20 protein-coding genes are annotated in these 23,960 nt (G+C 47.4%); 6 read left to right on the forward strand and 14 right to left on the reverse strand.

The window, feature by feature from the left end; translation table 11 throughout:
- Position 1 precedes the first annotated feature (1 nt).
- On the forward strand, positions 2-1,690 hold the full coding sequence (locus tag MKX41_RS23205) for a PucR family transcriptional regulator (protein ID WP_340973324.1): 1,689 nt from the start codon (positions 2-4) through the stop codon (positions 1,688-1,690).
- Here the strand turns inward: MKX41_RS23205 and MKX41_RS23210 are convergent.
- The 6 genes from MKX41_RS23210 to MKX41_RS23235 all read right to left on the reverse strand — a co-directional run bounded on the left by MKX41_RS23210 (position 1,665) and on the right by MKX41_RS23235 (position 8,479).
- Positions 1,665-3,023: an aspartate aminotransferase family protein gene (locus MKX41_RS23210; protein ID WP_340973326.1), complete on the reverse strand. Its 1,359-nt coding sequence runs from the start codon at positions 3,021-3,023 to the stop codon at positions 1,665-1,667. The genes MKX41_RS23205 and MKX41_RS23210 overlap by 26 nt on opposite strands.
- A gap of 31 nt (positions 3,024-3,054) precedes the next feature.
- Positions 3,055-4,518 (reverse strand): CoA-acylating methylmalonate-semialdehyde dehydrogenase, encoded by a 1,464-nt coding sequence (locus MKX41_RS23215; RefSeq protein WP_340973328.1) that lies wholly within the window; start codon positions 4,516-4,518, stop codon positions 3,055-3,057.
- Positions 4,519-4,622: 104 nt separating this feature from the next.
- Positions 4,623-5,723 carry an ABC transporter substrate-binding protein gene (locus tag MKX41_RS23220; protein ID WP_340973329.1) on the reverse strand — a complete coding sequence of 367 codons (1,101 nt, stop codon included), beginning with the start codon at positions 5,721-5,723 and terminating at the stop codon, positions 4,623-4,625.
- Positions 5,724-5,964: 241 nt separating this feature from the next.
- Positions 5,965-6,882 carry an ABC transporter permease gene (locus MKX41_RS23225; RefSeq protein ID WP_340973330.1) on the reverse strand — a complete coding sequence of 306 codons (918 nt, stop codon included), beginning with the start codon at positions 6,880-6,882 and terminating at the stop codon, positions 5,965-5,967.
- A complete protein-coding gene (locus tag MKX41_RS23230; RefSeq protein WP_340973331.1) occupies positions 6,882-7,694 on the reverse strand; it encodes an ABC transporter permease in 813 nt (270 codons plus the stop codon). Before MKX41_RS23230 ends, MKX41_RS23225 begins: the two co-directional genes overlap by 1 nt.
- 2 nt (positions 7,695-7,696) lie before the next feature.
- On the reverse strand, positions 7,697-8,479 hold the full coding sequence (locus MKX41_RS23235) for an ABC transporter ATP-binding protein (protein ID WP_076284892.1): 783 nt from the start codon (positions 8,477-8,479) through the stop codon (positions 7,697-7,699).
- A 282-nt stretch (positions 8,480-8,761) separates the two neighbouring features.
- Between MKX41_RS23235 and MKX41_RS23240 the strand changes: the two genes are divergently transcribed.
- Both MKX41_RS23240 and MKX41_RS23245 read left to right on the forward strand, forming a co-directional pair.
- The gene (locus MKX41_RS23240; protein WP_340973333.1) at positions 8,762-10,354 is read left to right on the forward strand and encodes a histidine kinase N-terminal 7TM domain-containing diguanylate cyclase; all 1,593 of its coding nucleotides are present in this window, start codon (positions 8,762-8,764) and stop codon (positions 10,352-10,354) included.
- 138 nt (positions 10,355-10,492) lie between these two features.
- On the forward strand, positions 10,493-11,965 hold the full coding sequence (locus tag MKX41_RS23245; protein WP_042194667.1) for an alpha-amylase: 1,473 nt from the start codon (positions 10,493-10,495) through the stop codon (positions 11,963-11,965).
- Between the two features lie 532 nt (positions 11,966-12,497).
- On the opposite strand, the gene mprF is transcribed toward MKX41_RS23245, so the two are convergent.
- From mprF to MKX41_RS23280, 7 genes are all read right to left on the reverse strand, one after another.
- The gene (gene mprF / locus MKX41_RS23250) at positions 12,498-15,149 is read right to left on the reverse strand and encodes a bifunctional lysylphosphatidylglycerol flippase/synthetase MprF (RefSeq protein WP_340973335.1); all 2,652 of its coding nucleotides are present in this window, start codon (positions 15,147-15,149) and stop codon (positions 12,498-12,500) included.
- A 282-nt stretch (positions 15,150-15,431) separates the two neighbouring features.
- The gene (locus MKX41_RS23255; protein ID WP_042192675.1) at positions 15,432-15,782 is read right to left on the reverse strand and encodes a FlxA-like family protein; all 351 of its coding nucleotides are present in this window, start codon (positions 15,780-15,782) and stop codon (positions 15,432-15,434) included.
- Positions 15,783-15,893: 111 nt separating this feature from the next.
- Complete coding sequence (locus MKX41_RS23260; RefSeq protein WP_340973337.1) at positions 15,894-17,126, reverse strand: multidrug effflux MFS transporter; 1,233 nt, start codon at positions 17,124-17,126, stop codon at positions 15,894-15,896.
- Between the two features lie 154 nt (positions 17,127-17,280).
- Positions 17,281-17,901 (reverse strand): alpha/beta hydrolase, encoded by a 621-nt coding sequence (locus tag MKX41_RS23265; protein ID WP_339799300.1) that lies wholly within the window; start codon positions 17,899-17,901, stop codon positions 17,281-17,283.
- Complete coding sequence (locus MKX41_RS23270) at positions 17,898-18,848, reverse strand: ring-cleaving dioxygenase (protein ID WP_340973339.1); 951 nt, start codon at positions 18,846-18,848, stop codon at positions 17,898-17,900. Before MKX41_RS23270 ends, MKX41_RS23265 begins: the two co-directional genes overlap by 4 nt.
- A gap of 17 nt (positions 18,849-18,865) precedes the next feature.
- On the reverse strand, positions 18,866-19,267 hold the full coding sequence (locus MKX41_RS23275) for a DoxX family protein (protein WP_042192683.1): 402 nt from the start codon (positions 19,265-19,267) through the stop codon (positions 18,866-18,868).
- Between the two features lie 141 nt (positions 19,268-19,408).
- A complete protein-coding gene (locus MKX41_RS23280) occupies positions 19,409-19,879 on the reverse strand; it encodes a MarR family winged helix-turn-helix transcriptional regulator (RefSeq protein ID WP_081393105.1) in 471 nt (156 codons plus the stop codon).
- A gap of 290 nt (positions 19,880-20,169) precedes the next feature.
- On the opposite strand from MKX41_RS23280, the gene MKX41_RS23285 reads away from it, so the two are divergent.
- The 3 genes from MKX41_RS23285 (at position 20,170) to MKX41_RS23295 (ending at position 22,798) form a co-directional block, all read left to right on the forward strand.
- Positions 20,170-20,832, forward strand: coding sequence for a futalosine hydrolase (locus MKX41_RS23285; RefSeq protein WP_340973341.1), 663 nt, complete (start codon positions 20,170-20,172; stop codon positions 20,830-20,832).
- A complete protein-coding gene (locus tag MKX41_RS23290) occupies positions 20,832-21,683 on the forward strand; it encodes a 1,4-dihydroxy-6-naphthoate synthase (RefSeq protein ID WP_042192692.1) in 852 nt (283 codons plus the stop codon). Before MKX41_RS23285 ends, MKX41_RS23290 begins: the two co-directional genes overlap by 1 nt.
- 293 nt (positions 21,684-21,976) lie before the next feature.
- Positions 21,977-22,798, forward strand: a complete 822-nt coding sequence (locus MKX41_RS23295; protein ID WP_042192694.1) for a class I SAM-dependent methyltransferase — start codon at positions 21,977-21,979, stop codon at positions 22,796-22,798.
- Between the two features lie 69 nt (positions 22,799-22,867).
- Here the strand turns inward: MKX41_RS23295 and MKX41_RS23300 are convergent, their stop codons facing one another.
- The gene (locus tag MKX41_RS23300) at positions 22,868-23,848 is read right to left on the reverse strand and encodes an alpha/beta hydrolase (protein ID WP_042192697.1); all 981 of its coding nucleotides are present in this window, start codon (positions 23,846-23,848) and stop codon (positions 22,868-22,870) included.
- Positions 23,849-23,960 lie beyond the last annotated feature (112 nt).

Raw genomic sequence — 23,960 nt, forward strand, 5'->3', positions numbered from 1 at the left:
TATGGACTGGGAGCTTGTATTAACCATTCGTGACGCTTTAAAAAGACCACTATTCGCAGAAGCCGAGGTGATCGGCGGGAAAAGCGGCCTAAGCCGTGCCATTCGCTGGGTGCATGTACTGGAAAGTGCCAACTTCGAGACTCTAATTCATGGCGAAGAAATGATTTTGACTACGGGGATTGGTGCAAGTGTCGATCTCCCTTCCTCCTTGGAGTTTATGCAGAACCTGATCGACAAAAATGCAGCTTGCCTATGTATTGAGTTAGGTACGTATTTCAGCACCATCCCGCAAGAGATGATCGACTTAGCCGACAGGCATGACTTTCCGCTAATTATCTTCACCCGCACGGTTCGCTTCGTCGATATCACCCTAGACCTCCATTCCATCATCATCAATCGGCATCACCGGATGCTGCAAGAACTCGAAAGCATCTCACGTGAATTCCACCGCCTGACCTTAACTTCACAAGGAACGCTGAAAGTGCTGCAATTATTGTGCAAAAGTACCCGCACACAAATAGTCTATATGCAGCTGCAAGGCAAACCCTTATTTTTCCCGGCACTTCCGCCGGAAGAGCAGGCTCCATTGCTGAATTTTTTCACCGCCTTCGGCGACGAGCTGGAAGGAATTCAACCTGACGTTGCCCCCTATATCCGGGAATATGGACAGAAGACCATCGCGCTCAAGCCTGTAGGTGCGCTGGATCAAACCTGGGCTTACATTCTGATGGTATGCAATCACAAACCACAGGAGTTCGACTGTCTGCTGCTGGATTCCGCCTCTTTGTCCATTGCACAAGAGCTGCTGCGGACGCGGTATATGGAGGAGCGTAAGCTTTTTTCAGAAAATCTATGGGTCGACGAGCTGATCAATGGCCGCATCGAAGATGATAACCGCTTAAAGGGCCTGATCGGCTCCAATTTCAACGTGGTCAACGAGCTCCCTTACCGTGTATGCCTTATAGAGATCAAGAACCCCAGAGATGTAAAATGGAACAGCTCGGAGAACGAATGGGAGTCCATTACCTTCCACCTTTCGCTCATCCTGCGTTCCATCTTTGAGAAATATTCTTTACGTCCGCTGATCACCCTTAAGAACAATCGCCTCACCGTCATCGCCCTCGATATCCAATCGAAAATGCCTGGAAAAATGCGACTTCAACAAGCACTTGAAGCCCTGCAGAACATCCGCTCCGATGAGAAGCTCAAGGATTTGCAGCTCGTCATTGGAGTCAGCAAATCGCATAAGCGCCTAAAACGAGCCTATTCCGGTTACCAGGAAGCCCTACAGGCATTGTCGTTATACTCCTGTTACCAGAAGTCACTACTCTTCTATGAAGAGCTGGGTGTATTCCAGTTGCTGTTGAGCTTAAATGACGGAAAAACGTTGCAGAACTTCATTCGCAGTTATCTCGGCCCGCTAATCGACCACGACCAAACCAAAGGCAGCGAGCTGCTGCTTACCCTTCGTGTTTATCTGGATCATGATGGTTCCAAACAAATTGCCGCTCGAAACCTATTCATTGTCAGACAGTCCCTTTATTATCGCCTGGACAAAATAACAGAGCTACTGGGTGAAGACTTCATGCAGCCAGAGAATCGGATCTCCATTCAAGTCGCCCTGCGCGCTTACCAATTTCTATATCCAGACAAAATCACTTTACCTAGCCCCCGTTCAGCACAGATTTAAAGGTATCGATAATAAATTCTATATCTTCATCCGTGGAGGATAACGGCGGGGCGAAGGTAAGCACGTTGTTGAACCCAGCTACGGTATCGCCATTTTTACCGATGATAAGCCCCTTGGACTTACATTCGGCAATAATCCCCTTCACAATATTCAGATCAACCGGTTTCTTACTGACCTTGTCTTCAACCAGCTCAATCCCTGTCACCAAACCAAAGCTGCGGACATCACCTACAAGCTTGTGATCAAGCAGCTCAGTAAATTCTGTATTTATTCTTTTACCTAAAAGATCCGCACGTTCCACCAGCTTCTCCTGCTCGATAATTTCCAGATTACGCAGCGCCAGCGCACAGGAAGCAGGGTTACCACCAAAAGTATTCACATGGCGAAAATGCCCATAGTCATCGCTATTGTCCTTAAATACCTCATAGATATCCTTACGAACAGCAGTGGCAGATAGAGGAAGATAAGCGCTAGTCAGTCCTTTAGCCATCGTTACGATGTCAGGCTTCACATTAAAGTTGTGATGACCAAACTTACGTCCAGAACGTCCGAATCCACAAATCACCTCATCCATAATGAGCAACACACCGTGCTTACGGCAGATTTCCTGCACCCGATCCAAATAAACCTGATGCGGTACAATGACGCCACCACCCGTAATTACAGGCTCCATAATCACCGCAGCTACCGTCTCCACGCCTTCCCAGATGATCATATCCTCTATGGACTGTGCACACTGGAGGTTGAATTCTTCCACAGTCATCCCGACCGGGCGGCGATAGCTGTCCGGGGGAGCTACATGCAGAAAACCACCCGCCAACGGTTCATATTTATATTTGCGCTGGGCCTGGCCCGTTGCAGATAATGCCCCAAGTGAACTGCCATGGTACCCACGATAACGGGCAATGAATTTATGGCGATAATGCTGGCCGATTTGCTGCTGGTACTGGCGGGCCATTTTGAAAGCAGCCTCATTGGCTTCCGATCCGCTATTGGAAAAGAAGATCACGTACTCGTCTCCGAGCCATTCATTCAGCTTCTCCGCCAGCGCAATCGCCGGGAGATGACTTTGTGTCAGAGGAAAATAAGGCAGGGTCAGCAACTGATTGTAAGCAGCTTCCGCCAGCTCCTTGCGCCCGTATCCCACATTTACACACCACAGGCCAGACATCCCATCCAAAAATCGATTGCCTTGTATATCCGTGATCCACGACCCACTTGCCGAGGCGGCAATCATAGGCGGATTTTTTTCACTATAAGGTGTAATGTTGTGCCATAAATATTTCCGATCCTTGCTCACCGCAAGCTCACTATCATTCCCCAGACTCTGCATAACATCTTCTCCTCTCAGCAGCTCATTTTCTCTAATAACGGGCAGTGATCATCTTTTTACGCGTATAGAATTCCACCCCATCACGCCCATTGGCATGCAGATCTCCATAGAATGATTTCTTATAACCTGAGAAGGGGAAAAAGGCCATGGGCGCAGGCACACCCAGATTCACACCCAACATCCCTGCATCAATCTCTTCCCGGAACTCGCGGATCGCTTTAGCGCTATCTGTGTAAATGCACGCCCCATTCGCGAATGGAGACTGATTCGTTACCGCAATCGCTTCACTTAAACTCTTCACACGGATCACAGACAACACCGGTGCAAAAATCTCATCCTTCCAGAGGGTCATTCCCGGCTGCACATGATCAAATATCGTTGGTCCGATAAAATAACCCACACCGCCCACAACAGCATCTTTCCGCCCATCTCTCACTAACTCGGCTTGTTCAGCTTCACCAGTCTCAATGTAATAAAGAGTCCGATCCTTATTCGACTGGCGAATTACTGGACCCAAAAACACCCCGTCATCGGCACCATTACCAATCTTAAGCTCATCTGCAGCCGCAGCCAGACGACTCACTAGCTCGTCAGCAATATCCTCATGAACCACTACAACCGAGCAAGCCATACACCGCTCACCCGCTGAGCCAAACGCAGCGGCAATTATATTCTTCACCGCATTATCCAGCTCCGCATCAGGTAACACAATCGAGTGATTCTTAGCGCCTGCCAATGCCTGAACCCGCTTCCCCTGCGCCGTCCCCGCCTTATATACATATTCCGCAACCGGCTGCGAACCGACGAACGAAATCGCCTTCACTTCATCATGCTCCAGCAGCCCGTTCACCACCTCATGCGCTCCATGAACCACATTCAGCACACCTGGTGGAAAGCCCGCTTCAGCAAATAATTCAGCTAACCGATTGACCAGCAGAGGCGTACGCTCAGAAGGCTTCAGCACAAAGGTATTCCCGCAAGCAATGGCGAGCGGAAACATCCAGCAAGGAACCATCATCGGAAAATTAAACGGGGCAATCCCCCCGATAACCCCCAATGGATAGCGGTACATTCCGGATTCAATTCCGGTAGCAATATCCGGAAGCTGGCTGCCCATCATCAACGTGGGGATGCCTGCGGCAAACTCCACACACTCAATTCCACGCTGCACCTCACCTTGCGCCTCTTCCAGACTTTTTCCATTCTCCAGCGTAATCAGCAGGGCCAGCTCATGCCAATGCTTTACCAGCAGCTGTTGATATTGAAAAAAGTAGCGGGCGCGACGCGGCACAGCGACCCTTTTCCACGCTTGAAATGCCACAGCAGCCGCTTCTACCGCCGCACTCAGCTCTTCCTTACTGGAAATGGGCACATAAGCAATCACTTCACCCGTCGCCGGATTATATACCTCTTCATCTCGCCCGGACGACGATTCTACCCAAGCTCCATTCACATAATTCTTAACTCTTTCAGCCTGCGTTACTAGGAGAGACATAGCTCGCACCTCTTTCTCTGTTTCAGATGCACTGATGGACTGCTGATTATAATAGATGACCGCCAGATCAGGCGGCCATCCACTATAACATTAAGCTCAGTTGGTTATTTTGCTGCCATTTCTACGATTTCGTTCGTATAAGCCTCATCTACCTTAGCAGGCTCTTTAATAACACCGAACTTTTGCGAAATATCAGCCGTTTGCTGGAACGCCGCTGCATCGGTATATCCCATCTTCGCACTATCAAAGCCCTCAGGCAGAATCAGCTTGGCAACCTCGGTCATCATCGTCAATTGATGCTCCTTAGTAGTACTGCCGTCTTCTGCTTGCTTCATTACACTATCCACCGCAGCCGCAGGATCAGCAATTGCATCTTTCCAGCCCTTCAGGGAGGCACGTACAAACTTTGCCGCAGTCTCCTTGTTCTCCGCAAGCCATTCCTTATTAGCGAACAGATTATCCTCTAGCATCGCTACGCCTTCTGTATTCATATCGATGACATTCAGATCCTCAGCCTTAACACCTGACTCCAGCACTACTTGGTACTCGTTGTAAGTCATCGCTGAGGCCGCATCGATCTGATCGCCCAAGAACTGATCCATCGTGAACCCTTGCTTCGTAAAACTTAGATCCTTATTCGGATCGAACTTATATTTATCGAATAACGCTAATAGTTCAAACTCGTTGCCGCCCATCCAATTACCGACTTTTTTACCCTTAAGATCAGCGGCTGAGTTGATGCCCGCCGATTTTTTGGAGACCAGGACCAATCCGCTCTTTTGATAGATTTGCGCGATCTGCACCAGCGGCATTCCCTCTTCAAGACTCGGCAGCAAGCTGGCTACCCAACCCACACCGATATCTGCGGAGCCACCTGCTACTTGCTGTTCCGGAACAATATCCGGACCTCCCGGCAAAATCTCTACATTCAATCCTTCTTCCTTGTAATATCCTTTATCCTGCGCCACAAAATATCCAGCGAATTGTGCCTGCGGCACCCATTTCAACTGCAGCTTCACTGTAACTGGATCAGCAGCCGGTTCAGTAGCAGCACTTGCGTCAGGAGCTGCTGATGCTTCAGGGGCAGTCGTAGCTTCAGCTGCCGAGTTATTATTGTTACCACCGCAACCCGCCATTAAAGAAACACTCAACATCATCACGATCGCCAACAAACCACCACGAAATTTGTGTTTTTTCCCGTTCATCAATCGAACTCCCCCTATCGTAATTTTGTTTGTAACAAGCGTAAACGCCTTCGTCGTCCTTATAAGGACGATAAGCATTTAAGCGAGAAATATAAGGATGATGTATAGTGTGAAACTTATAAATCCTTATATTTCAAGCAGCACAGTATGGACAATCATCGTGGTGCGTTGTATGCATACAGCCGTGGGCGGTTTCTCTTTTCCCTTCCCACTAGGACCGGATGTAATGATGTTATAGGGCTCATTTACGTTGCGAAGGATGCCACTTGATGAACACTTTCTCAAGCCGCTCAACCACTAGGTAGAAGAGCACGCCGGCAATTGCAGCCAGCACAATACAGGACCAGCCTAGTGGCATTTTGGCAACTTTAATGGAATTGGAGAGCAGGTACCCAAGCCCTTTTGAGGAAAAGAAGAATTCGCCGACAATCGCCCCAATCATACTGGCCGTTGCGTTGATCTTCAGTGCTGTAAATACATAGGGTAAGCTATTGCGAATCCGCAGATAACGAAACAGTGCCGGTTTACCCGCCGCATAAGAATGCATCAGATCCAGCGCCAATGGATCAATCGCCGCCATGCCTTTATAGGCGTTGATCGCCATCGCTGCCATTGTAGTTGCTGTTACTATGGCAATTCGTGAGCCTATCCCATCCCCGAACCACAGATTCATAATGGGCGCGAGGGCGACGATAGGCACAGCATTTAGAGCAGCAACCAAAGTTAAACTTCCACTTCCCCAACGCGGCCACGCCGTAGCAGCTAAAGCGATCAGAAATCCGATAGCAGAACCAACCAACATTCCCAGCACAGCCTCAGTAAGGGTGTATCCGGTATAGGATAGCAACATGCTGAAATTATCCCTCATGGTCGTGGCAATTGCTGTGGGCAACGGCAGCTGATATTTCTTCAGATCAAAGATCTTATGAAAGAATTCGAACTCCCATAGCCCAAGAAACAACACCCCCGCCAATACAGGCAGCAGCACCCCTGCGCTAAATATCCTCTTCAGGCCATGCGAGCCACCCTTACGCTTGGCAATTACCGCAGGCTTCGAGCCTGTTGCAACATTCTTCTGCGTAGCCGTTAATACCGGCTGGGCCACCTCTTTACTAGTAGAGCCTATAAATGAAGTCTCCCGAACGGAGTTGGTTTCCATTAGCGGTTACCTCCTTTCGGTCGAAATTCAGGCTGCCACGGCGCCACCAAACGTTCTATCAGACTGATCAACCAGTAACTTACAATCCCCAACAAAGCGCCGACAATCACCGTAGACCAGAACATGTAGGTATGAGAGCTGCCGTAGTAGAGATTACGCAGCATGATTACGCCAATCCCGTGCTGCGCACCCATGAGCTCTACCAGGATAGCACCAGTCACTGCGAGCGGAGCAGCAATCTTAAGCCCTCCGAACAAACCCGGCAGGGCCGCTGGAAATCTGAGTTTCCAATAGACCGCCCAAGGTTTTGCCGCATAAGAATGCATTAATTCCAGCGCGGAAGGATCCACACTTCGCAAGCCGCGCAGCATATTGAGAGCCACTGGGAAGAATGTAATATAACCCGAAATAATAATCCGTGAAGTCTGCTCATCTCTCACAATCCCATAAATGATCGGCGCCAGCCCCAGGATCGGAATCATCTGCGAGGCGATAGCGTAAGGAAAAGTTAACTGCTCTATCGTCTTCGACAAGCTCATTAGCACCGCCAGTGAAGCACCAGCCACCGCACCAATCAGGAAGCCAACACCAGCATTGCCAAAGGTGGCAGCCCCCTCCTTCAGAAGCGTGCCACTATACTTCCACAGCGTGGATAGCACCTCATGAACGTAGGGCAACTTGGACTGAGCTAACGGTGTCTCCACTACATGGAGCAGCATCCAGGAGGCTCCTTCCCAAACTAGCAGCAAACCAAATATCCAGACAAACAACGGCAGCAGGCGACCCCGTACAAAGATACTGCCCCCTTTCATCCCTACACCCCTTCAAAGCTGTCGCGAATACTTGCGATCAGTTCGAAAAACTCTGGGCTGTTTCTCATTTCCGCCGTTCGCGGACGTGGCAGAGGAATTTCAACCACAGCGGATAAGCGACCTGGATGCGGGGAAAGAACAAACACCCGGTCAGAGAGGAATATCGACTCAGGAATACTATGTGTTACGAAGACAATCGTGTTCTGCACCTTGCTCCAGACAGATAACAGTTCTTCGTTCAGACGCTCACGTGTAAACTCATCCAGTGCAGAGAACGGTTCATCCATCAGTAGAATTTCCGGCTCCATCGATAGCGCTCTGGCAATCGCTACTCTTTGCTGCATCCCCCCACTAAGCTGCCAAGGGTATTTATCCGCGAAGCTCTGCAAGCCCACTAGATCAAGAAGCTCCAGCGCCCTCTCTTCACGGATCGACTTTTTAACTCCCATCAGTTCCAGTGGCAATGTGATGTTATGCTTCACCTTCCGCCAGTCATACAGCACAGGACTTTGAAAAACAATGCCATATTTCTGCGCCAGCCTTGCCTCTTTAGCACTTTTTCCAGCGACTACAATGTTCCCGCCCGTTGGCGCGATGAGATCGGCCATCAGTCTCAAAAGCGTTGTTTTGCCACATCCTGAAGGTCCGAGCAGTGAGACGAACTCCCCCTTTGCAATATCAAGACTCACCTGATGCAGTGCAAGCACTTCCGCAGCTTCTGCCCTATAGCGCATTTCAACATTTTCCAGCTGAATTTCAGGAATATTTGTCGCGAGTAATGACATCCTCAGCCCCCCTTATCAAAATAAGCTATGCAATTAATGTTAATTAATCTGACTCACTAGAGAGTGTGTCGAGTTAAAATCTTCTGTTGTGTAGTATTAACTAACATGTTACACGCTGCTCACTGGACTCTCATTAGACAATTAGTAAAATAGCTCCCGCTAAATCACGTCATTTTGTCTAGGGGGACATTTATTCAAGTTTCAAATGAAGTGATTTTTAAATATTTGTAGATTTGTGGTAATATTTATCCATATCTTTCCTCAGTAGGAGACAATAGACCCATGGGATCTGTAATTTCGAATTATATTGTTATTGTGGCTATATCTGGTGTCCTGAGCGTTTTACTAGCCCTTTTCGCCTACTATAAAAAAACGGATTTCTTAGGAATTAGAGCCTTTGTTATAAGCTCCTTCACTTCCGCGATTTATACCTTCGGCTTCGCACTAGAACTGTCGGGGAAAACACTGGAGGAAATGAGTTTTTGGATTAAAGTAGAGTACCTGGGGATGCCTTTTATAGCGCCCGCCAGCCTTATTATGGTGATGCATTTCGTAGGGCTGGAGAGTCTAATTAAAAAGGGCATGCGAGCAGCGCTATATATAATACCGTTCATCACAACACTGATGGTGTGGACCAATGATTACCACCACCTCTTCTATAAATCCATTTATTTGCGAGACAATACGCCCTCCCCACTCGTTGATGTAGTGATGGGACCTTGGTATATCGTTCACGGCAGCTTTACTTTTGGCTGTCTACTGGCAGCTATCTGCCTTATGTTATGGCAGTGGAACCGGATGAAACGGGTATACCGGAGACAAATCGTTACCATTCTAATTGGACTAAGCCTTCCAACGTTAGGCTCTTTTTTATATTTAATGGGCCTGACTCCCTACGGGATGGATCCCGTTCCCATCATTATGAGTATCACTTCCACCCTATATATCTGGGCTATCCTATCAAGAGGTATGCTAACAGCTGCGCCTATCGCCCGTGAGAATCTGTTCGAAAGCATGCGAGATGGGGTGCTTGTCACCGATCGTTCGGACATGCTCGTCGATTACAATCGCGCAGCCGCGGATATGATAGAAGGACTTAATTCCTCGGCGATTGGTAAACCGCTGGCTCAACTGTTTCTTAATGCCGGCAAAGATGCCTTGTCCTATGTTATGGATACAGAGCCACTGCAACGCGAAGAACGGGAAGTTGCTTGGATCAAAGGAGACGAGATTTGTTACTACCAAATTCGGTCCTCTCCCGTACAGAAACAAGGGGAATACTTAGCAGGACAAATGATCATGCTGATTGACGTAACTGAACGAATACTGCTTCAAGATAAGCTGCGTCAATTGGCTACGATGGATAGTCTGACGGGGATTTATAACCGTACCTATTTTTTGGAGCTGAGCCGAGGGCTTCTTGTTCAGGCCGCGAGCAATCGGAGTTCACTATCGATTATTTTGCTGGATGTAGACTTCTTCAAAAGCATTAATGATCGATTCGGACATCAATATGGAGATCAAGCCCTTCAGCACATTGTCGAGGTATGCAACAGACATATCCGGGAGGGTGACATCTTCGGACGTTATGGCGGTGAGGAATTTGTGATCTGTTTGCCAGATACGTCGCTGAAGCAAGCCGCACAACTCTGTGAAACTATCCGCGCAGATATTGAACAAAGTGTCTTATATACGCTCATCGGGTCCATTAACGTGACTGCCAGCTTCGGAGTAGTAGAAGCCCTAAGTCCTAAAGCCACTCTAGAAGAGCTACTGTCAGAGGCTGACCATGCTCTGTACAGTTCCAAACGAAACGGACGCAATGCTGTCCACCTCTCCCAGAGATCAGAAATTACACTTTTCAAGCCTATATAAATCGCATCTTTGTCCCTCCCAGCGCATTCATCAGCCTGCCTTATTTTTCATAGTCTGTTTTTACGTTTAATAAGAGTTATCTGAAAATCTAATCAGAGTGTAGAAAAAATTCGCTTTATGGATATGGAGGCGCAAGAAATAATGAGGAACCATACAATGATGCAATTTTTTGAATGGCATGTCGCTGCGGATGGGAAACACTGGGATCGCCTAAAAGAAACAGCTTCCGCACTAAAAGCCGTAGGCATTGATTCTGTTTGGGTACCTCCTGTGACAAAGGCCGTCTCCGCCGACGATACAGGCTATGGCGTGTATGATCTATACGATCTGGGCGAATATGACCAAAAAGGTACGGTACGCACCAAATATGGCACCAAACAAGCACTGATTGAAGCCATTTCGGAATGTCAAAAAAACGGCATTGCCGTGTACGTTGATTTGGTCATGAATCACAAGGCAGGAGCGGATGAAAAGGAAGTCTTCCAGGTGATCGAGGTCGACCCTAATGACCGGATGAAAGAAATCTCCAAGCCTTTCGAGATTGAGGGCTGGACTAAATTCACCTTCCCCGGCCGCGGTGATGAACACTCTTCCTTTAAATGGAATCACAATCATTTTAACGGCACTGACTTCGACGCCAAGTCGGGGCGAACAGGTGTATTCCGTATCGCAGGCGAGAATAAAACATGGAACCAGAATGTTGATGACGAGTTCGGCAACTACGATTATCTAATGTTCGCAAATATTGATTACAGTCATCCAGAAGTCAAAAAAGAAATGATCCAATGGGGAAAATGGCTGGTGGACACGCTCCACTGCAGCGGCTTTCGCTTAGATGCCATCAAACATATCAACCATGAGTTTGTGAAACAATTCGCGGTAGAAATGTTTAATAAATGTGAGAAGGATTTCTATATCGTGGGCGAGTTCTGGAATTCGGATTTAGAATCCTGCCGACAATTTCTAAATACCGTCGATTATAAGATCGACCTCTTCGATGTTTCCCTTCACTACAAGCTGCATTCAGCTTCCTTGGGGGGTAGAAACTTTGATTTAACCAAAATCCTCGACGACACACTGGTGCAGACCCATCCTACCAATGCTGTAACGTTCGTTGACAATCATGATTCTCAACCCCATGAAGCTCTGGAATCTTGGGTAGATGATTGGTTTAAGCAAAGTGCTTATGCACTTATCCTACTGCGACGCGACGGATATCCTGTGGTCTTTTATGGAGATTATTATGGGATCGAGGGACCTACACCTGTCGCAGGCAAAAAAGAGGCGATTGACCCGCTGCTATATACCCGCTATCACAAAGCCTATGGTGAGCAGAAGGATTATTTCGATCATCCTAACACGATTGGCTGGACACGACTCGGCGTGAAAGACATCGAACGCTCCGGCTGTGCGGTTGTGATTAGTAACGGTGAGAACGGTCAGAAAAGAATGTTCGTAGGGGAACAACGCGCGGGTGAAGCATGGGTAGATTTCACTCATAATCACAAGGCGACTATAACGATTGAAAAAGATGGCTGGGCGACCTTCCCGGTCAACGGTGGCAGCGTATCTGTCTGGGCTCTGCCTGATGAAAAAGCCGACGAAAAATAAAGGTTATGTTACTCAAAATAGATGAGGCTGCTCTCGAAAGTAGTGAATGCTGCTTACGGGGCAGCTTCATCTATTTTATGGAATAGTCCAAGTAAAGATCTCACTTAACCATTAAACCTTTTCAGATTGGGTAATGATGGCAGACGATGATGAGGATATGCAGCGGGAATGTGCGGCGGACGTTTTTGCGGTGGGCAGAGTGGGTTTAACACTAATTAGGGAAAAGCTCCCTAAAAATATTCGATATTCGCTTATAATCAACTAAATTAGGGTAATGCCTTGATTTCCCACCGAATCAGAAGAATTTTAGGGATATTTTCCCTAATTATAAATCTAATGACCAGTAATCTTAGAATTTCAGGGAGAAATTCCCTAATTGTTGTGTTGATGTTTCACTCAAACCATCATTTGAAACTTCAATTAACCTTCAACGCAAAAAAAGGGTCGTACCCAAGTAGCTAAAACTACTTTGAGACGGCACCCTCTTCTTTGGTTAGGTCAATGTACATAGAGACTTCACGCACGTCTCACTCTATTCCTCCGCCCTAGGATGGCGGGATACTAACCTCACCAGATCGAGTGTTAAGATCGGCAATGCTATAGAAGCCGGATAAGCCAAATAACGCGGTTCCCACTCCGGGCTGAATTTTTCTTTATAGCGGCGAAGTCCGACAAAGCCGTACCAATGCCCCCCTCTTTTAAATACGAGATGAGCCAGCTTCTCCTCTTTCAAGGCCCCAGCATTCTCACCCACACTGGACAGCGGGGCATTACCTAGATTGAATCGATGATATCCCTTAGATTTCGCCCATTCTAGCAAACGAACAAATAAATAATCCATCGTTCCGTTTGGCACATTCTTTCGATGGCGCATCAAATCAATCGATAAGGTCATACCCTGATCATACCCATTTGCAATAGAAGCAAATGCCAGTATCGTCCCTTGGGCATTCCTCAGGAGCACGATTGGAGCCAGCTGTAGATAGGCCTCGTTAAACCAACCCAGCGAATACCCTTTTTCGGTGCGCCCATTCAACCATTCGTTCGAAACGGATCGCAGCTCTCGTAGCAATTCTTCAGCGTGCGGTGCTTCTACAACTTCGAAGGCATAGCCTTCCCGTTCAAAACGGTTGCATACGCTTCGCAAATCACTGTTCTTTTTGCCACTGAGCGTAAAGGTATCGAGCGTTACTAATGCCTCTTCCCCCAGCTTAAAAAAGCGATATCCCTGTTCATGATAGATCGATAAGAAATCAGGTGTGGCCTGATAAAAAACTACGACCAGACCGTACTTATCTGCAGCTTGTCTAAATTCACTGATTGCCTCATTCATGAGACTTCTCTCTCCCAATGGATCACCAAGGACTACAAGCTTATCCCTAACCCTAGCGAAAGCGAGCAACACCTTGCCTTCTTGCGCCCAGAAGAAGCTTTTATCACCCAAAAACAGCATATGAGTTAGGGCATTGCCTTGAACTTCACCTAGGAAGTTTTTCAGCCTTGCCATATCAAAATTTTCGAATAACTCCTCCGGTTTACGATGGGGTCTAAGGGTGATCAGCAAAGTAAGAATGATCCAAGAGAAAGCTAGTCCCCCTACGGCTGTAAAAGCAACATGACTATGCCGCTGTAGCCACTCTGGCTCTACACCGGGCGGGAGATGCTTTAGAAATCCACGATGGACATGGCTGCCCAATAGATAATAGCTTAGGGCAATTACTGAAGTAAGCGCAAGCCACCAAATCGTACTCTGTCTGCTTACGGGAGCACTGATCCGGTAGAACCGAGATCTGGAGATCCACAGAATGAGTGCAACTAGGAGCAGAAACAGCGCCTCTTCATAATCAAAGCCTTTAGCCACCGCAAACACCGACCCGGAAAATAATAAAATGCTGGTCCAGATGTACGCGCTACGAACCCGTAATGTAATGCCTCTCGACAACAAAATGAGCATAAAGCCAATAAGTACAGATAAATGATGTGAGAGCTGCATGATCGAGAATGACAATATTTCCTCTGTAATCTTCAGTCTGTACAACAATCCGGGCGTAGCTGTTGATAGTAAGAGAATAAGCCCGCTAGCTAGTACAAGCTTGCCTAGAGCCCACACACCAAGATCGCTCAGAAAGGTATACTGACCCGGCCAACCCCAAATCCTCTGCCAAATGTTAAGAGCGGGTTCGAACCCTGGAGCTGAACGATCTTGACCCTTTTTTCCCTGCAGACCAAATTCCAGTGCCGCCAGCACCAATCCGATCAGCCATGGAATGAGATAATAGAACAATCTAAAAATAACAAGCACTGCCATGGCCTGATCACTTTTAAATCCAAGCTGCGTAAGACCCAACAATGCAATAAGGTCAAAAGCACCGATACCACCAGGCGCCATACTCAAGATGCCTGCGATGGCAGCAATCGTAAAGATGCCGAATATGACTGGAAAGTGTACCTCGTGCAAAAGATGACTACTGATTGTCCAAAACGTTACGCCAGCAAAACTCCATTCCAGAAAGGAGGCACCCACAGAGGCAACTACTGTAAGCCAGGGTGTTCTACCTTGTCCCCGGTTAATCCACTTTGCATAAAGAGCAGAGCGCTGTACAAACACAAAAAACGGCAAATAAAGCGCCATCCCCCATACCGCAAATACTAACCAATGATGCTCTTCCAGCAATGCCGTTGCCGGGAGTAAACCAAAAATATTTGCCCAAGAAAGTAAAGATAATCCGGTAATCATGAGTGGTGATAAAAATACGATTGCCGGCGTTAGGACGGAAGTTGACACTCCGCTTTTTTTGTACATCAACGTCCTTAAACCCACTCCAGCCAGACCTGCAAAACCAATTAAATTATTAAATGTATTAGCTATCCAAGCATAACGGAAGGTGTCCCACAGCCCTACTTTCAAACGAAAATGTGCTCGTATCAAATAATCATAAGCACTCATTACAGCTACTGCGAGAAGTGCAAATCCGATCATTTGCAAAACGGCAGATGTAGGCACTCTTCTTAGCTCACGCATAATAAGTCCTAAATGAACCTGCTTCAGCTCATGCTGCCCCTCCCAATACACCAGCGCTATGATAGCTACTGGAAAGAGAGCTCTCACCGCCCGAATCCGATAGATGGATAAGAACAGCCTTACAATTTTGAATCTTTCTAATGTTTGTTGTTTTGATTGCATTAGGCCACCTACCCTTACCGCCGACACACGTTGTGCTAGACAATTTTTACAACCATTTCATTATAACAATTATTGGAATAAAAAACCCATGATAATCAACACCTACTACATTAGACTGCCAGCACAGCCCTAATCCCTGCAATAGTTAAAGAATGTTAATGAAATTCTATTTAGCTAAAGAACATTGAGACTGTAGTTTACACATAAAATTGCACAACAAAAAGGACATCCCTCACGGCAAAGGATGTCCTCTCTGTTATGTAGCACGGGTTTAACTAGCGTTTATACTCGAATATCAAATCTGCCTTTACTATCCGTTGTTGCGGTAGCTATCTCTTGCGGACTTGCTGCAGCAAGCGTATTGTTCGCAGGTTTGGCAGGCGCCTCTACAACACTGCTAGCGGAGGAAGCACTGCTCTGAGACTTCTGTGAGATTTGTGCCTCGATAGTCTTAATCTGTTGCTCAATTTGCTTCGTTTTCGTTTCCTTGGTCTTGTCATCGTCTGAGCTGGCATTAATCTTGTCCAGTTCTGCTTCCAGTTTCGCTTTTTGTTTCTCAAGCGTACTGGTATCTGTAGTGCTAGATGTCGAGGTAGTATACGATGTGGAACCTGAGACTGCTGATATACTCATGGTTATCCCTCCCTTCCTTACCTCCAATATAATCCTTTTGCAAGTAAGGAACGTTAAGACCCGCTGAAAGTTTGCTGAAAGTACTACTTGCCAGGTTACAATGCTAGACTGCTAGGAGCTTGCTTTTCCTCGTCTAACAAGCAGCACATAAGATAGAATCGAGAGGATTCCCGTACATGCCATCACAATCGCCATCGGAAGTGCAGACTCAACGCCCCCAAGACCCACAAGTGGCGCTACACAGCTACCCAGCAATAGGGGGATTAATCCGATTAATGCCGAGGCACTGCCTGCAGTTTCACCTTGATCTTGCATCGCCAGTGAGAAGCTGGTCGCTCCGACAATCCCTACACTGGAGACAACCGCAAATAGACAGATCAGAATAGGGATCAGTCCTCCTCCTACCAGAACCGTCAGCAGTAGCAAGATGCCCCCCATCGTACATAGCAATAGTCCACTAAGTAACAACTTAGTCTCACTTACCTTTCCAGCAAGTCTACCGGCTATTTGGCCAGTAATAATAATCCCGATCCCATTCACTGCAAAGATCAGACTATATACCTGCGGGGTAACCGCAAAAATATTTTGCAATACAAAAGAAGAACCTGAGATATACGCGAACATAGATGCCGTAACGAAACCTTGAGACAAGGCATAACCCACAAACTTACGATTGCCCAGCAATACCCGGAAGGTAAGCAGTGTACCCTTCAGCCCACTCTTAGAGCGTCGCTCCTTCGGCAGCGTCTCCGGCAAGCGCAATAAAATAGTTAAACAAAAAATAATTCCGGCAGCAAATAATACGAGGAATATCCCTTGCCATGTAGTCACCCTTAACAGCTGGCCCCCAATAACTGGAGCTAATATCGGTCCGAGACCATTCACAATCATCAATAGTGAGAAGAACTTCGTGAGTTCAGAGCCACTATATAAATCACGAACAGCCGCTCTAGAGACAACCACCCCCACTGAACCAGCAAGACCTTGAATAAACCGCAAAACGATCAGCAGTCCAATCGAAGGACTAAAAGCACATAGCACTGAGGAAACGGCGTAGATGAACATACCTATAAGCAGCGGACGACGGCGGCCATATACATCACTCAGCGGTCCAGCGACCAACTGACCTGAAGCAAGCCCCAGCAAAAAGAAGGTCAGACTAAGCTGCACTAAAGCAGCGGTCGTACCGAAATCCGCGACAAGCGTAGGCAGTGCCGGCAAATACATATCAATCGACAACGGGCCGATTGTTGTAATGGAGCCGAGAATCACAGCCAGCTGTAATCTCTGCTTCCGTGAAGGTCCATCTGCGGCAAGCTTATTACCATTTTGAATTCCAATCATAATCCTTACTTCAACCTTTCTAAAGCAACCCTTGGGCCTTTTTTTGTATTCTTCATACTAACGTAAAGGAAGTGAATTGATCAATCCTTTTATGGAGGGTTATAGGTGCCTGTATAACAAGAATAACCGCCATTCGGCGGTTATTCTGATTGTTTTATGCATTTGTAGATGTGCTGCGCATTTGCAACCAATCTCTAGCGGCTTCAGCCTCAGCAACACTCAGGCGATGACCTTGGTTCCCCCAGTGTGTTGTAACCTCTGCGCCTGCCTTCTGTAAAATAATCTCCAAATCCTCAGTCTCCGAGGATGCGATAAGCGGATCATTTGTGCCTGCTCCGATGAAGATAGATACTCCTTCCAGCGAAGGAAGCGTAATATTCCGAAGCGGTACCATCGGATGCAGTAGAATTGCAGCGCGGAAAACATCCTTATAATGGAACAGCAGGCTGCCCGCAATGTTCGCACCATTAGAGTAACCCACGGCTACCAGATTGTTGGCATCGAAGCCGTATTGTGCTGCGGCTTCATCCAGAAACTGCTTGATCTCGTGAGTACGGAAGATTAGATCTGCTTCATCGAATACCCCTTCGGCTAACCGTCGGAAGAACCGCGGCATACCATTCTCCAGCACATTCCCTCTGATGCCCAGCACCGATGAATCAGGAGATAACAACCCGGCAAGCGGCAGCAAGTCCTGCTCATTGCCTCCAGTACCGTGAAATAATACAAGCGTGGGTTTCGTTACATCTTTACCTTTATGGAATACATGAATCATCCCTGCTTCACCTCAATTTCTCTTATTTGAAAAGGACTTAAATTTTCTTCGATAGCCGCACGATGCGGTTCATACCAAGATGGCAGCATCAGCTTTTCACCCAGCGAATCCACCGCTTCATCACGAGCAAAGCCCGGAGGGTCCGTAGCAATCTCGAACAGGATTCCACCTCTTTCACGGAAATAAATCGCATTAAAGTATTGGCGGTCTTGAACCGGTGTCGGATGATGCCCATGATTCTGCACATGAAGCCCCCATTCCTGCTGCTCAGCGTCATCTTGTGCACGCCAAGCGATATGGTGAACGGTGCCTGTACCTCCTGCTCCTTGCGGAACCGGTGTTGTCTTCAGATCAATAATATTACCCAAATCGCCAGTAGTTCTATAACGGCTATACCCGTCTCCATCAGCGATATGCTTCATTCCCATTGTATGGACAAGCGTTTCTGCAATTTGCGACGGATTGTTGCTGTAGAGCACAGCGCCGCCGAACCCTTTGATAGCATGCCCCGTGGGAACTCCCCCGAAAGACCACTTGCTAAGCGGTCCTTCCTCACGTTCCACGAGTTCAATGCGCAAACCGTCATAATCAGCAAAGGATAGATAAGATTCTGAGATTCTATGCTTAAGAGTAACCGGAATTTGATATGCCGCAAGACGCTGTTCCCAGAAGATCAGAGAGCCTACTGGTACTGCGTAAGTTGTTACGCCAACTTGCCCACTCCCAATTCTGCCTTTACGCCCGGTAGGTGAAGGAAAAAAGGTAATAATCGTTCCCGGAGCACCTACTTCATTCCCAAAATATAAATGATAAACTTCCGGAGCGTCAAAATTAATCGTCTTCTTCACAAGCCGTAGTCCTAAAATACCGGCGTAGAAGTCAACGTTACGCTGAGCATCTCCAACAAAAGCGGTAATATGATGGATTCCTGCAGTTTGAAGTGTCATAATGATAAACCCCCTTCTTAGTTAAAAATCAATGCATCCAGAGAAATCGAACCTGGCCCTGTAAGTGCTATACCTGCAGCGACTACCAGTACCGTAAGCGGAAACTCAATTCCGTTCGAAGTAGACCAGAAGCCATTTGGAGCGTGAACCTTAATGATAGCCCCCAGCATAGTGGCAACAATCAACACCGCTGCAACAGGCGTCAGAAGGCCTGCCGCGAACATGAATCCGCCTACCAGCTCCATTAGTCCTGCTAATACCGCCATAGTAACCCCCGGTTTAATACCGATGGATTCCATCCAGCCACCTGTACCCTTCGGGCCGTAACCACCAAACCATCCAAACAACTTTTGGGCACCATGCCCTATAAACGCAATCCCGATCACTAATCTCATCAATAATATTCCTACACTTATCATTGTTAATCCACTCCAATTTTCTTTGATTTAATTATCTTAACATTAAGATATATGATAAAATTTTTTGTCTTACAGCGGTAAGAAGCAGCGAGCTGCTTCCGACCTTACAGAAGCGCCCTACATAACGATCTTCCAGCGCTCCTACACACCTTTGCCTAGCTTCTTCAGTAATTCAATCGCCTGACCCTTCTCATCCTTATCCAGTCCACGCATCAAATCATGAATCGAAGCCACATGACGCGGGAAAATCTTATCGAACAGCTCACGCCCTGCATCCGTAATCTCCGCATAGGTCACGCGTCTGTCCTCACTACACGGCACACGTTTCAGCAGACCTTTCTTCTCCAGCTTGTCGATATTATAGGTGATGCTTCCACTCGTAACGAGAATCTTCTCCCCGATCTGTTGTAGTGGAATACGGGTCCGGTGATACAGCACCTCAAGCACCATGAACTCGGCAGATGCCAGCCCATAACTCTTCATATCCTTCACAGCTTGATCCATCAAGCTTCTGTAAGCCTTAGATAATACAACAAATAACTTTAAAGAAGACGCCTGATCCATCTCCGTAGTATTCTCTGTATTACGAACATTCTCTTCGGTATTACTCATCATGCCCACCTCCAGTTTGACAGCGATGTTGTTCAATATAAAGTAAATGTCTTTACATTAAATATCTTTAAGTTAAGATAACTATACTTCCTCACACTACCTTTGTCAACCTCGCCACTCCAAAAAGATAACATAAGGTGCTTAACGAGCTGTTAATGTTCTTTCTACGACTTTTTAGGAGCGTGATGAAAATCACTCTAAGTTTGACCTGACCCTTAAAACGGCGTATTCTTGTCTTTACGAATGACTATTTAGTAAGCGATTTCACATCTCTCAAAGGAGGCAACCTGATGGTGGAGGAACAAGCTGGTGCGCGGCGCGCGCTGATCGTAACAGCCGTAGCCGCAGAGCGGGACGCGGTCCTGCGCGGCCTAAAAGGCAGCGACAGGTTCCATGTGATTGCTGCCGGCGCAGGTACGGCAGCAGCGGCGGCGGGAACCGCCGCGGCACTCGCAGCCGGATCTTACGGCTGCGTAATCAGCGCCGGGATCGGCGGCGGATTCCCGGGGGTGGCACCTTTAGGCTCGCTGGTCGTTGCCAGCGAGATGATTGCCGCCGACCTCGGGGCCGAGACGCCGGAGGGCTTCCGCAGCGCTGCCGAGCTTGGCTTCGGCAGCGTGTCCGTGCCGGCTGACCACGGCACGGTACAGGCAGTTTCGGCCGCGCTGGCAGCGGCCGGACTGACCGTAAGCACGGGGACCGTGCTTACGGTCTCGACGGCGACCGGCACCGCGGAGACGGCCGCCGCCCTCATCGCGCGGCATCCCGGTGCCGTCGCGGAAGCGATGGAAGGCCACGGAGTTGCCGTGGCCGCTGAGGCGCTAGGGCTCCCGGTACTGGAGCTCCGCGCCATCTCGAACCCGGTCGGTCCCCGCGACCGGGCCGCCTGGAAGATCGGCGATGCAATGGAAGCATTAACGGCGGCAGCCGCTATACTATTGGAGGTGCTGTAATGACAACTGAGCTTAATATCGCTTTTTCCCCTTGCCCTAACGATACCTTTGTATTCCATGCCTGGGCACACGGGCTTGTCCCGAATGCACCACAGCTTAATGTAACCTATGCCGACATTGATATTACCAACACGCTTGCTGCTAATGGAGAGGGACCTGAAGTCCTTAAAATCTCCTATGCCGCTCTACCTTGGGTTCTTGAGCGCTACAAATTGCTGCCATGCGGCGGCGCACTGGGTCGTGGCTGCGGGCCGTTGCTTCTTACAGCAAGTGGCCCAACCGCGATTAAACGTCCCGAGAAGCTAGCTGGACGCCGAATTGCCGTACCTAGCGAACGTTCTACCGCTTATCTGCTCTTCAGATTATGGGCAGCACAGCATATAACGGGAGGGATTGGCGAAATCGTCGTCATGCCTTTCGATGAGATCATGCCTGCCGTACGCGATGGACATATCGACGCTGGACTGGTAATTCACGAAGCCCGTTTTACTTACGCATCTTATGGTCTTAATATGCTGACTGACCTGGGCAGCTGGTGGGAAAGCGATACCGGACTGCCGATTCCACTCGGCGCGATCATTGCTCGCCGCGATCTGGATGCCGATGCCATCACTGGCTGGATTCGCAGCTCTCTACAATATGCGTGGGATCATCCTACCGATTCTAGAGATTATGTGCTTAGCCACGCTCAAGAGCTGGCTCCAGAAGTGGCTAAATCACACATTGATCTCTATGTGAACGACTTCTCGATGAATCTAGGCGATGACGGCTACGCTGCAATCACCTCCTTACTAAATCGTGCTGCAGCAGAAGGACTTGTACCTGCCATCGATCCTGCATTACTTCGGTAGCATTTGCTAGACGTTCTTAGCGCACTTTAAAACTAGACATAACCCACAATCCCCGGTACACCATAAGGTGTTCTCCGGGGATTTTTGTTTGAAATATAAGAAAGTATAAGTTTCACACCATACTTTATGTCTTATATTTCTCGCTTAAACACTTGCCGTCCTTATAAGGACGCCGAAGGCATTTATGCTTGTTCTGAGTAACATTCCCCGCGATTGCTTCGATCCATTATTTGGCATGGCGAAGCGATGGCTATACAATAGACCTATAAATAGGTTCTATGAAGGAGGATCACATGATACCTGAAAACAATAGCAAACAAAACATCGATCGATTTCTCGGCTTTCAAGAGGACTATGACCGTTACCGTCCTGAAGCTCCTGGCATGATCATCAAGCTGCTGACCGACTACTTAGGCAGCACACCTTCAGTCGTCGCAGATATAGGCTGCGGCACGGGCTTGTCTACTTTTCTGTGGAAGGATGTCGCGGACAACGTAATTGGTATTGAACCGAATCCAGATATGCTGGGAAAAGCAATCGATAAATTAAGCCGGATAGAAGATCCTCAATCCATCACTTTTGTACAAGGTTATTCTAACCAGCTTCCACTTGCAGTGGACAGCGTAGACATAGTGACCTGCTCACAGTCATTCCACTGGATGGATCCTGAAAGCACACTTCGAGAAATCTCCCGGGTCTTGAGAACAGGTGGTGTCTTCGCTGCCTACGATTGCGACTGGCCTCTCCCCCTTCAACAGAAGGTAGAAGAACGTTACAACCAACTGATCTCCAAATCCGAGGAACTGCTCGCCTCACTCTTACCTGATGCTGAGAGAGCACATAAATGGGACAAAGAAGGGCATTTGTCACGGATTCAGGCTAGTGGAGCTTTCTCTTTTGCAAGAGAGATCGTATTTCATAATCTTGAGTCCTGCGATGCACAGCGCTATGTTGGACTCGCTCTAAGCCAAGGGGGTATAAGAACCGTTCTGAAGCAAGACGCTACCCTACTCAATCAGGACATTGCAGATTTCAGCGCTGCAGTTGAAGACCATTTTCAAGGACGCACCTTAGAGGTACTGATCAGCTACCGAATGAGAATTGGCATCAAATAATTTCCGCCCTTAAGCGCAAAGAACGCCCCGATTTTCCTTATAGGAGGAAAGTCGGAGCGTTTTCTTATTTTATTTGACTTCTTCCATGAACAAATTTAGGTTCTCAACGATTTCCTTAGATCTGGAATGGTGTAAATAATGTCCGCCTTCGAATGTCATCACTTTTCCATGCACAGATTCCTTAACTTGCCCTTCATGCAGAGGAATCCAATCTTTCACGGTTGTATTATTCGCTTGTATAAAGAATATAATGGGAAGGTTCTTGTCGAATTTCAACCCTCTGGCTGCGACAAAGTTAGGATATATATGTTCCATTTCATTTAAGGTAGTGGAATTATTCATATTTTTGAGCGATATCAATTTCATTTGTTTTTTGGTCTCATCATCAAATGGCAGTCCATCATAAGGGTCACCGCTTAATTGCAATCCCAATCTAATGATACCTGAGTCTTTGAGCAGCTTTAATTTTTTTATCGGGAATTTAACATCCATACCGCCTTGCTCAGGAACACTACTATCAACCCCTACAAATGCACTCACTTCGTTTGGATATTTCTTTGCATATTCCAATCCGTAAATACCTCCAATGGAGTGACCCATTAGAATATATTGGTCAATGTTTAGATTCTGTACGGCTTCATGAACCTCACTTATGATATTCGCTGTAGTTCGTTCCTTATCGGTCTCATCACTTAATCCATACCCAAACGGCTCAACCGCGACCACTTTGTAAAATGGTGATAACTCATCAATCAACGGCTTAAAATCAAGTGCTGGCGCTCCAGTTCCAAAGCCCGGGATAAGTACAATAGTCTGCTTCCCTTGTCCTTGGATCAAAACATTCATACTTTTTCCGTCAACAGGAACTAACTGACCATATTGATGTATTTTTTTCTGATCAGATTTGTTGCTAATCACATTAACTGTATAAACAACAGCTAGAAAAAGCACGATCAAAATCACTATTGCTCCTAATATTTTAAGCAACAAGTTACGTACTTTATGCTTTTTCTTTTCATTCCCCGTTTTTATTACCTCTGTTTGTGTCACCCTCATCTTCTCCTGTCCTAATCTATTTATTATGTCGCCTTAACGTTTCGCTAATGAGATCTTAACCAACGATGATGTACTCCTCATGACCACAATATGAACTAAATATGAA

Source organism: Paenibacillus sp. FSL R5-0475 (genome assembly GCF_038004585.1).
Classification (GTDB): Bacteria; Bacillota; Bacilli; order Paenibacillales; family Paenibacillaceae; genus Paenibacillus_AQ.

Excerpts from the sequence above, each read along its gene's own strand:
- MKX41_RS23205 (WP_340973324.1), top strand. The coding sequence starts at position 2 with ATGGACTGGGAGCTTGTATTAACCATTCGTGACGCTTTAAAAAGACCA.
- MKX41_RS23210 (WP_340973326.1), bottom strand. The coding sequence starts at position 3,023 with ATGCAGAGTCTGGGGAATGATAGTGAGCTTGCGGTGAGCAAGGATCGG.
- MKX41_RS23215 (WP_340973328.1), bottom strand. The coding sequence starts at position 4,518 with ATGTCTCTCCTAGTAACGCAGGCTGAAAGAGTTAAGAATTATGTGAAT.
- MKX41_RS23220 (WP_340973329.1), bottom strand. The coding sequence starts at position 5,723 with ATGAACGGGAAAAAACACAAATTTCGTGGTGGTTTGTTGGCGATCGTG.
- MKX41_RS23225 (WP_340973330.1), bottom strand. The coding sequence starts at position 6,882 with ATGGAAACCAACTCCGTTCGGGAGACTTCATTTATAGGCTCTACTAGT.
- MKX41_RS23230 (WP_340973331.1), bottom strand. The coding sequence starts at position 7,694 with ATGAAAGGGGGCAGTATCTTTGTACGGGGTCGCCTGCTGCCGTTGTTT.
- MKX41_RS23235 (WP_076284892.1), bottom strand. The coding sequence starts at position 8,479 with ATGTCATTACTCGCGACAAATATTCCTGAAATTCAGCTGGAAAATGTT.
- MKX41_RS23240 (WP_340973333.1), top strand. The coding sequence starts at position 8,762 with ATGGGATCTGTAATTTCGAATTATATTGTTATTGTGGCTATATCTGGT.
- mprF (WP_340973335.1), bottom strand. The coding sequence starts at position 15,149 with ATGCAATCAAAACAACAAACATTAGAAAGATTCAAAATTGTAAGGCTG.
- MKX41_RS23255 (WP_042192675.1), bottom strand. The coding sequence starts at position 15,782 with ATGAGTATATCAGCAGTCTCAGGTTCCACATCGTATACTACCTCGACA.
- MKX41_RS23260 (WP_340973337.1), bottom strand. The coding sequence starts at position 17,126 with ATGATTGGAATTCAAAATGGTAATAAGCTTGCCGCAGATGGACCTTCA.
- MKX41_RS23265 (WP_339799300.1), bottom strand. The coding sequence starts at position 17,901 with ATGATTCATGTATTCCATAAAGGTAAAGATGTAACGAAACCCACGCTT.
- MKX41_RS23270 (WP_340973339.1), bottom strand. The coding sequence starts at position 18,848 with ATGACACTTCAAACTGCAGGAATCCATCATATTACCGCTTTTGTTGGA.
- MKX41_RS23275 (WP_042192683.1), bottom strand. The coding sequence starts at position 19,267 with ATGATAAGTGTAGGAATATTATTGATGAGATTAGTGATCGGGATTGCG.
- MKX41_RS23280 (WP_081393105.1), bottom strand. The coding sequence starts at position 19,879 with ATGAGTAATACCGAAGAGAATGTTCGTAATACAGAGAATACTACGGAG.
- MKX41_RS23285 (WP_340973341.1), top strand. The coding sequence starts at position 20,170 with ATGGTGGAGGAACAAGCTGGTGCGCGGCGCGCGCTGATCGTAACAGCC.
- MKX41_RS23290 (WP_042192692.1), top strand. The coding sequence starts at position 20,832 with ATGACAACTGAGCTTAATATCGCTTTTTCCCCTTGCCCTAACGATACC.
- MKX41_RS23295 (WP_042192694.1), top strand. The coding sequence starts at position 21,977 with ATGATACCTGAAAACAATAGCAAACAAAACATCGATCGATTTCTCGGC.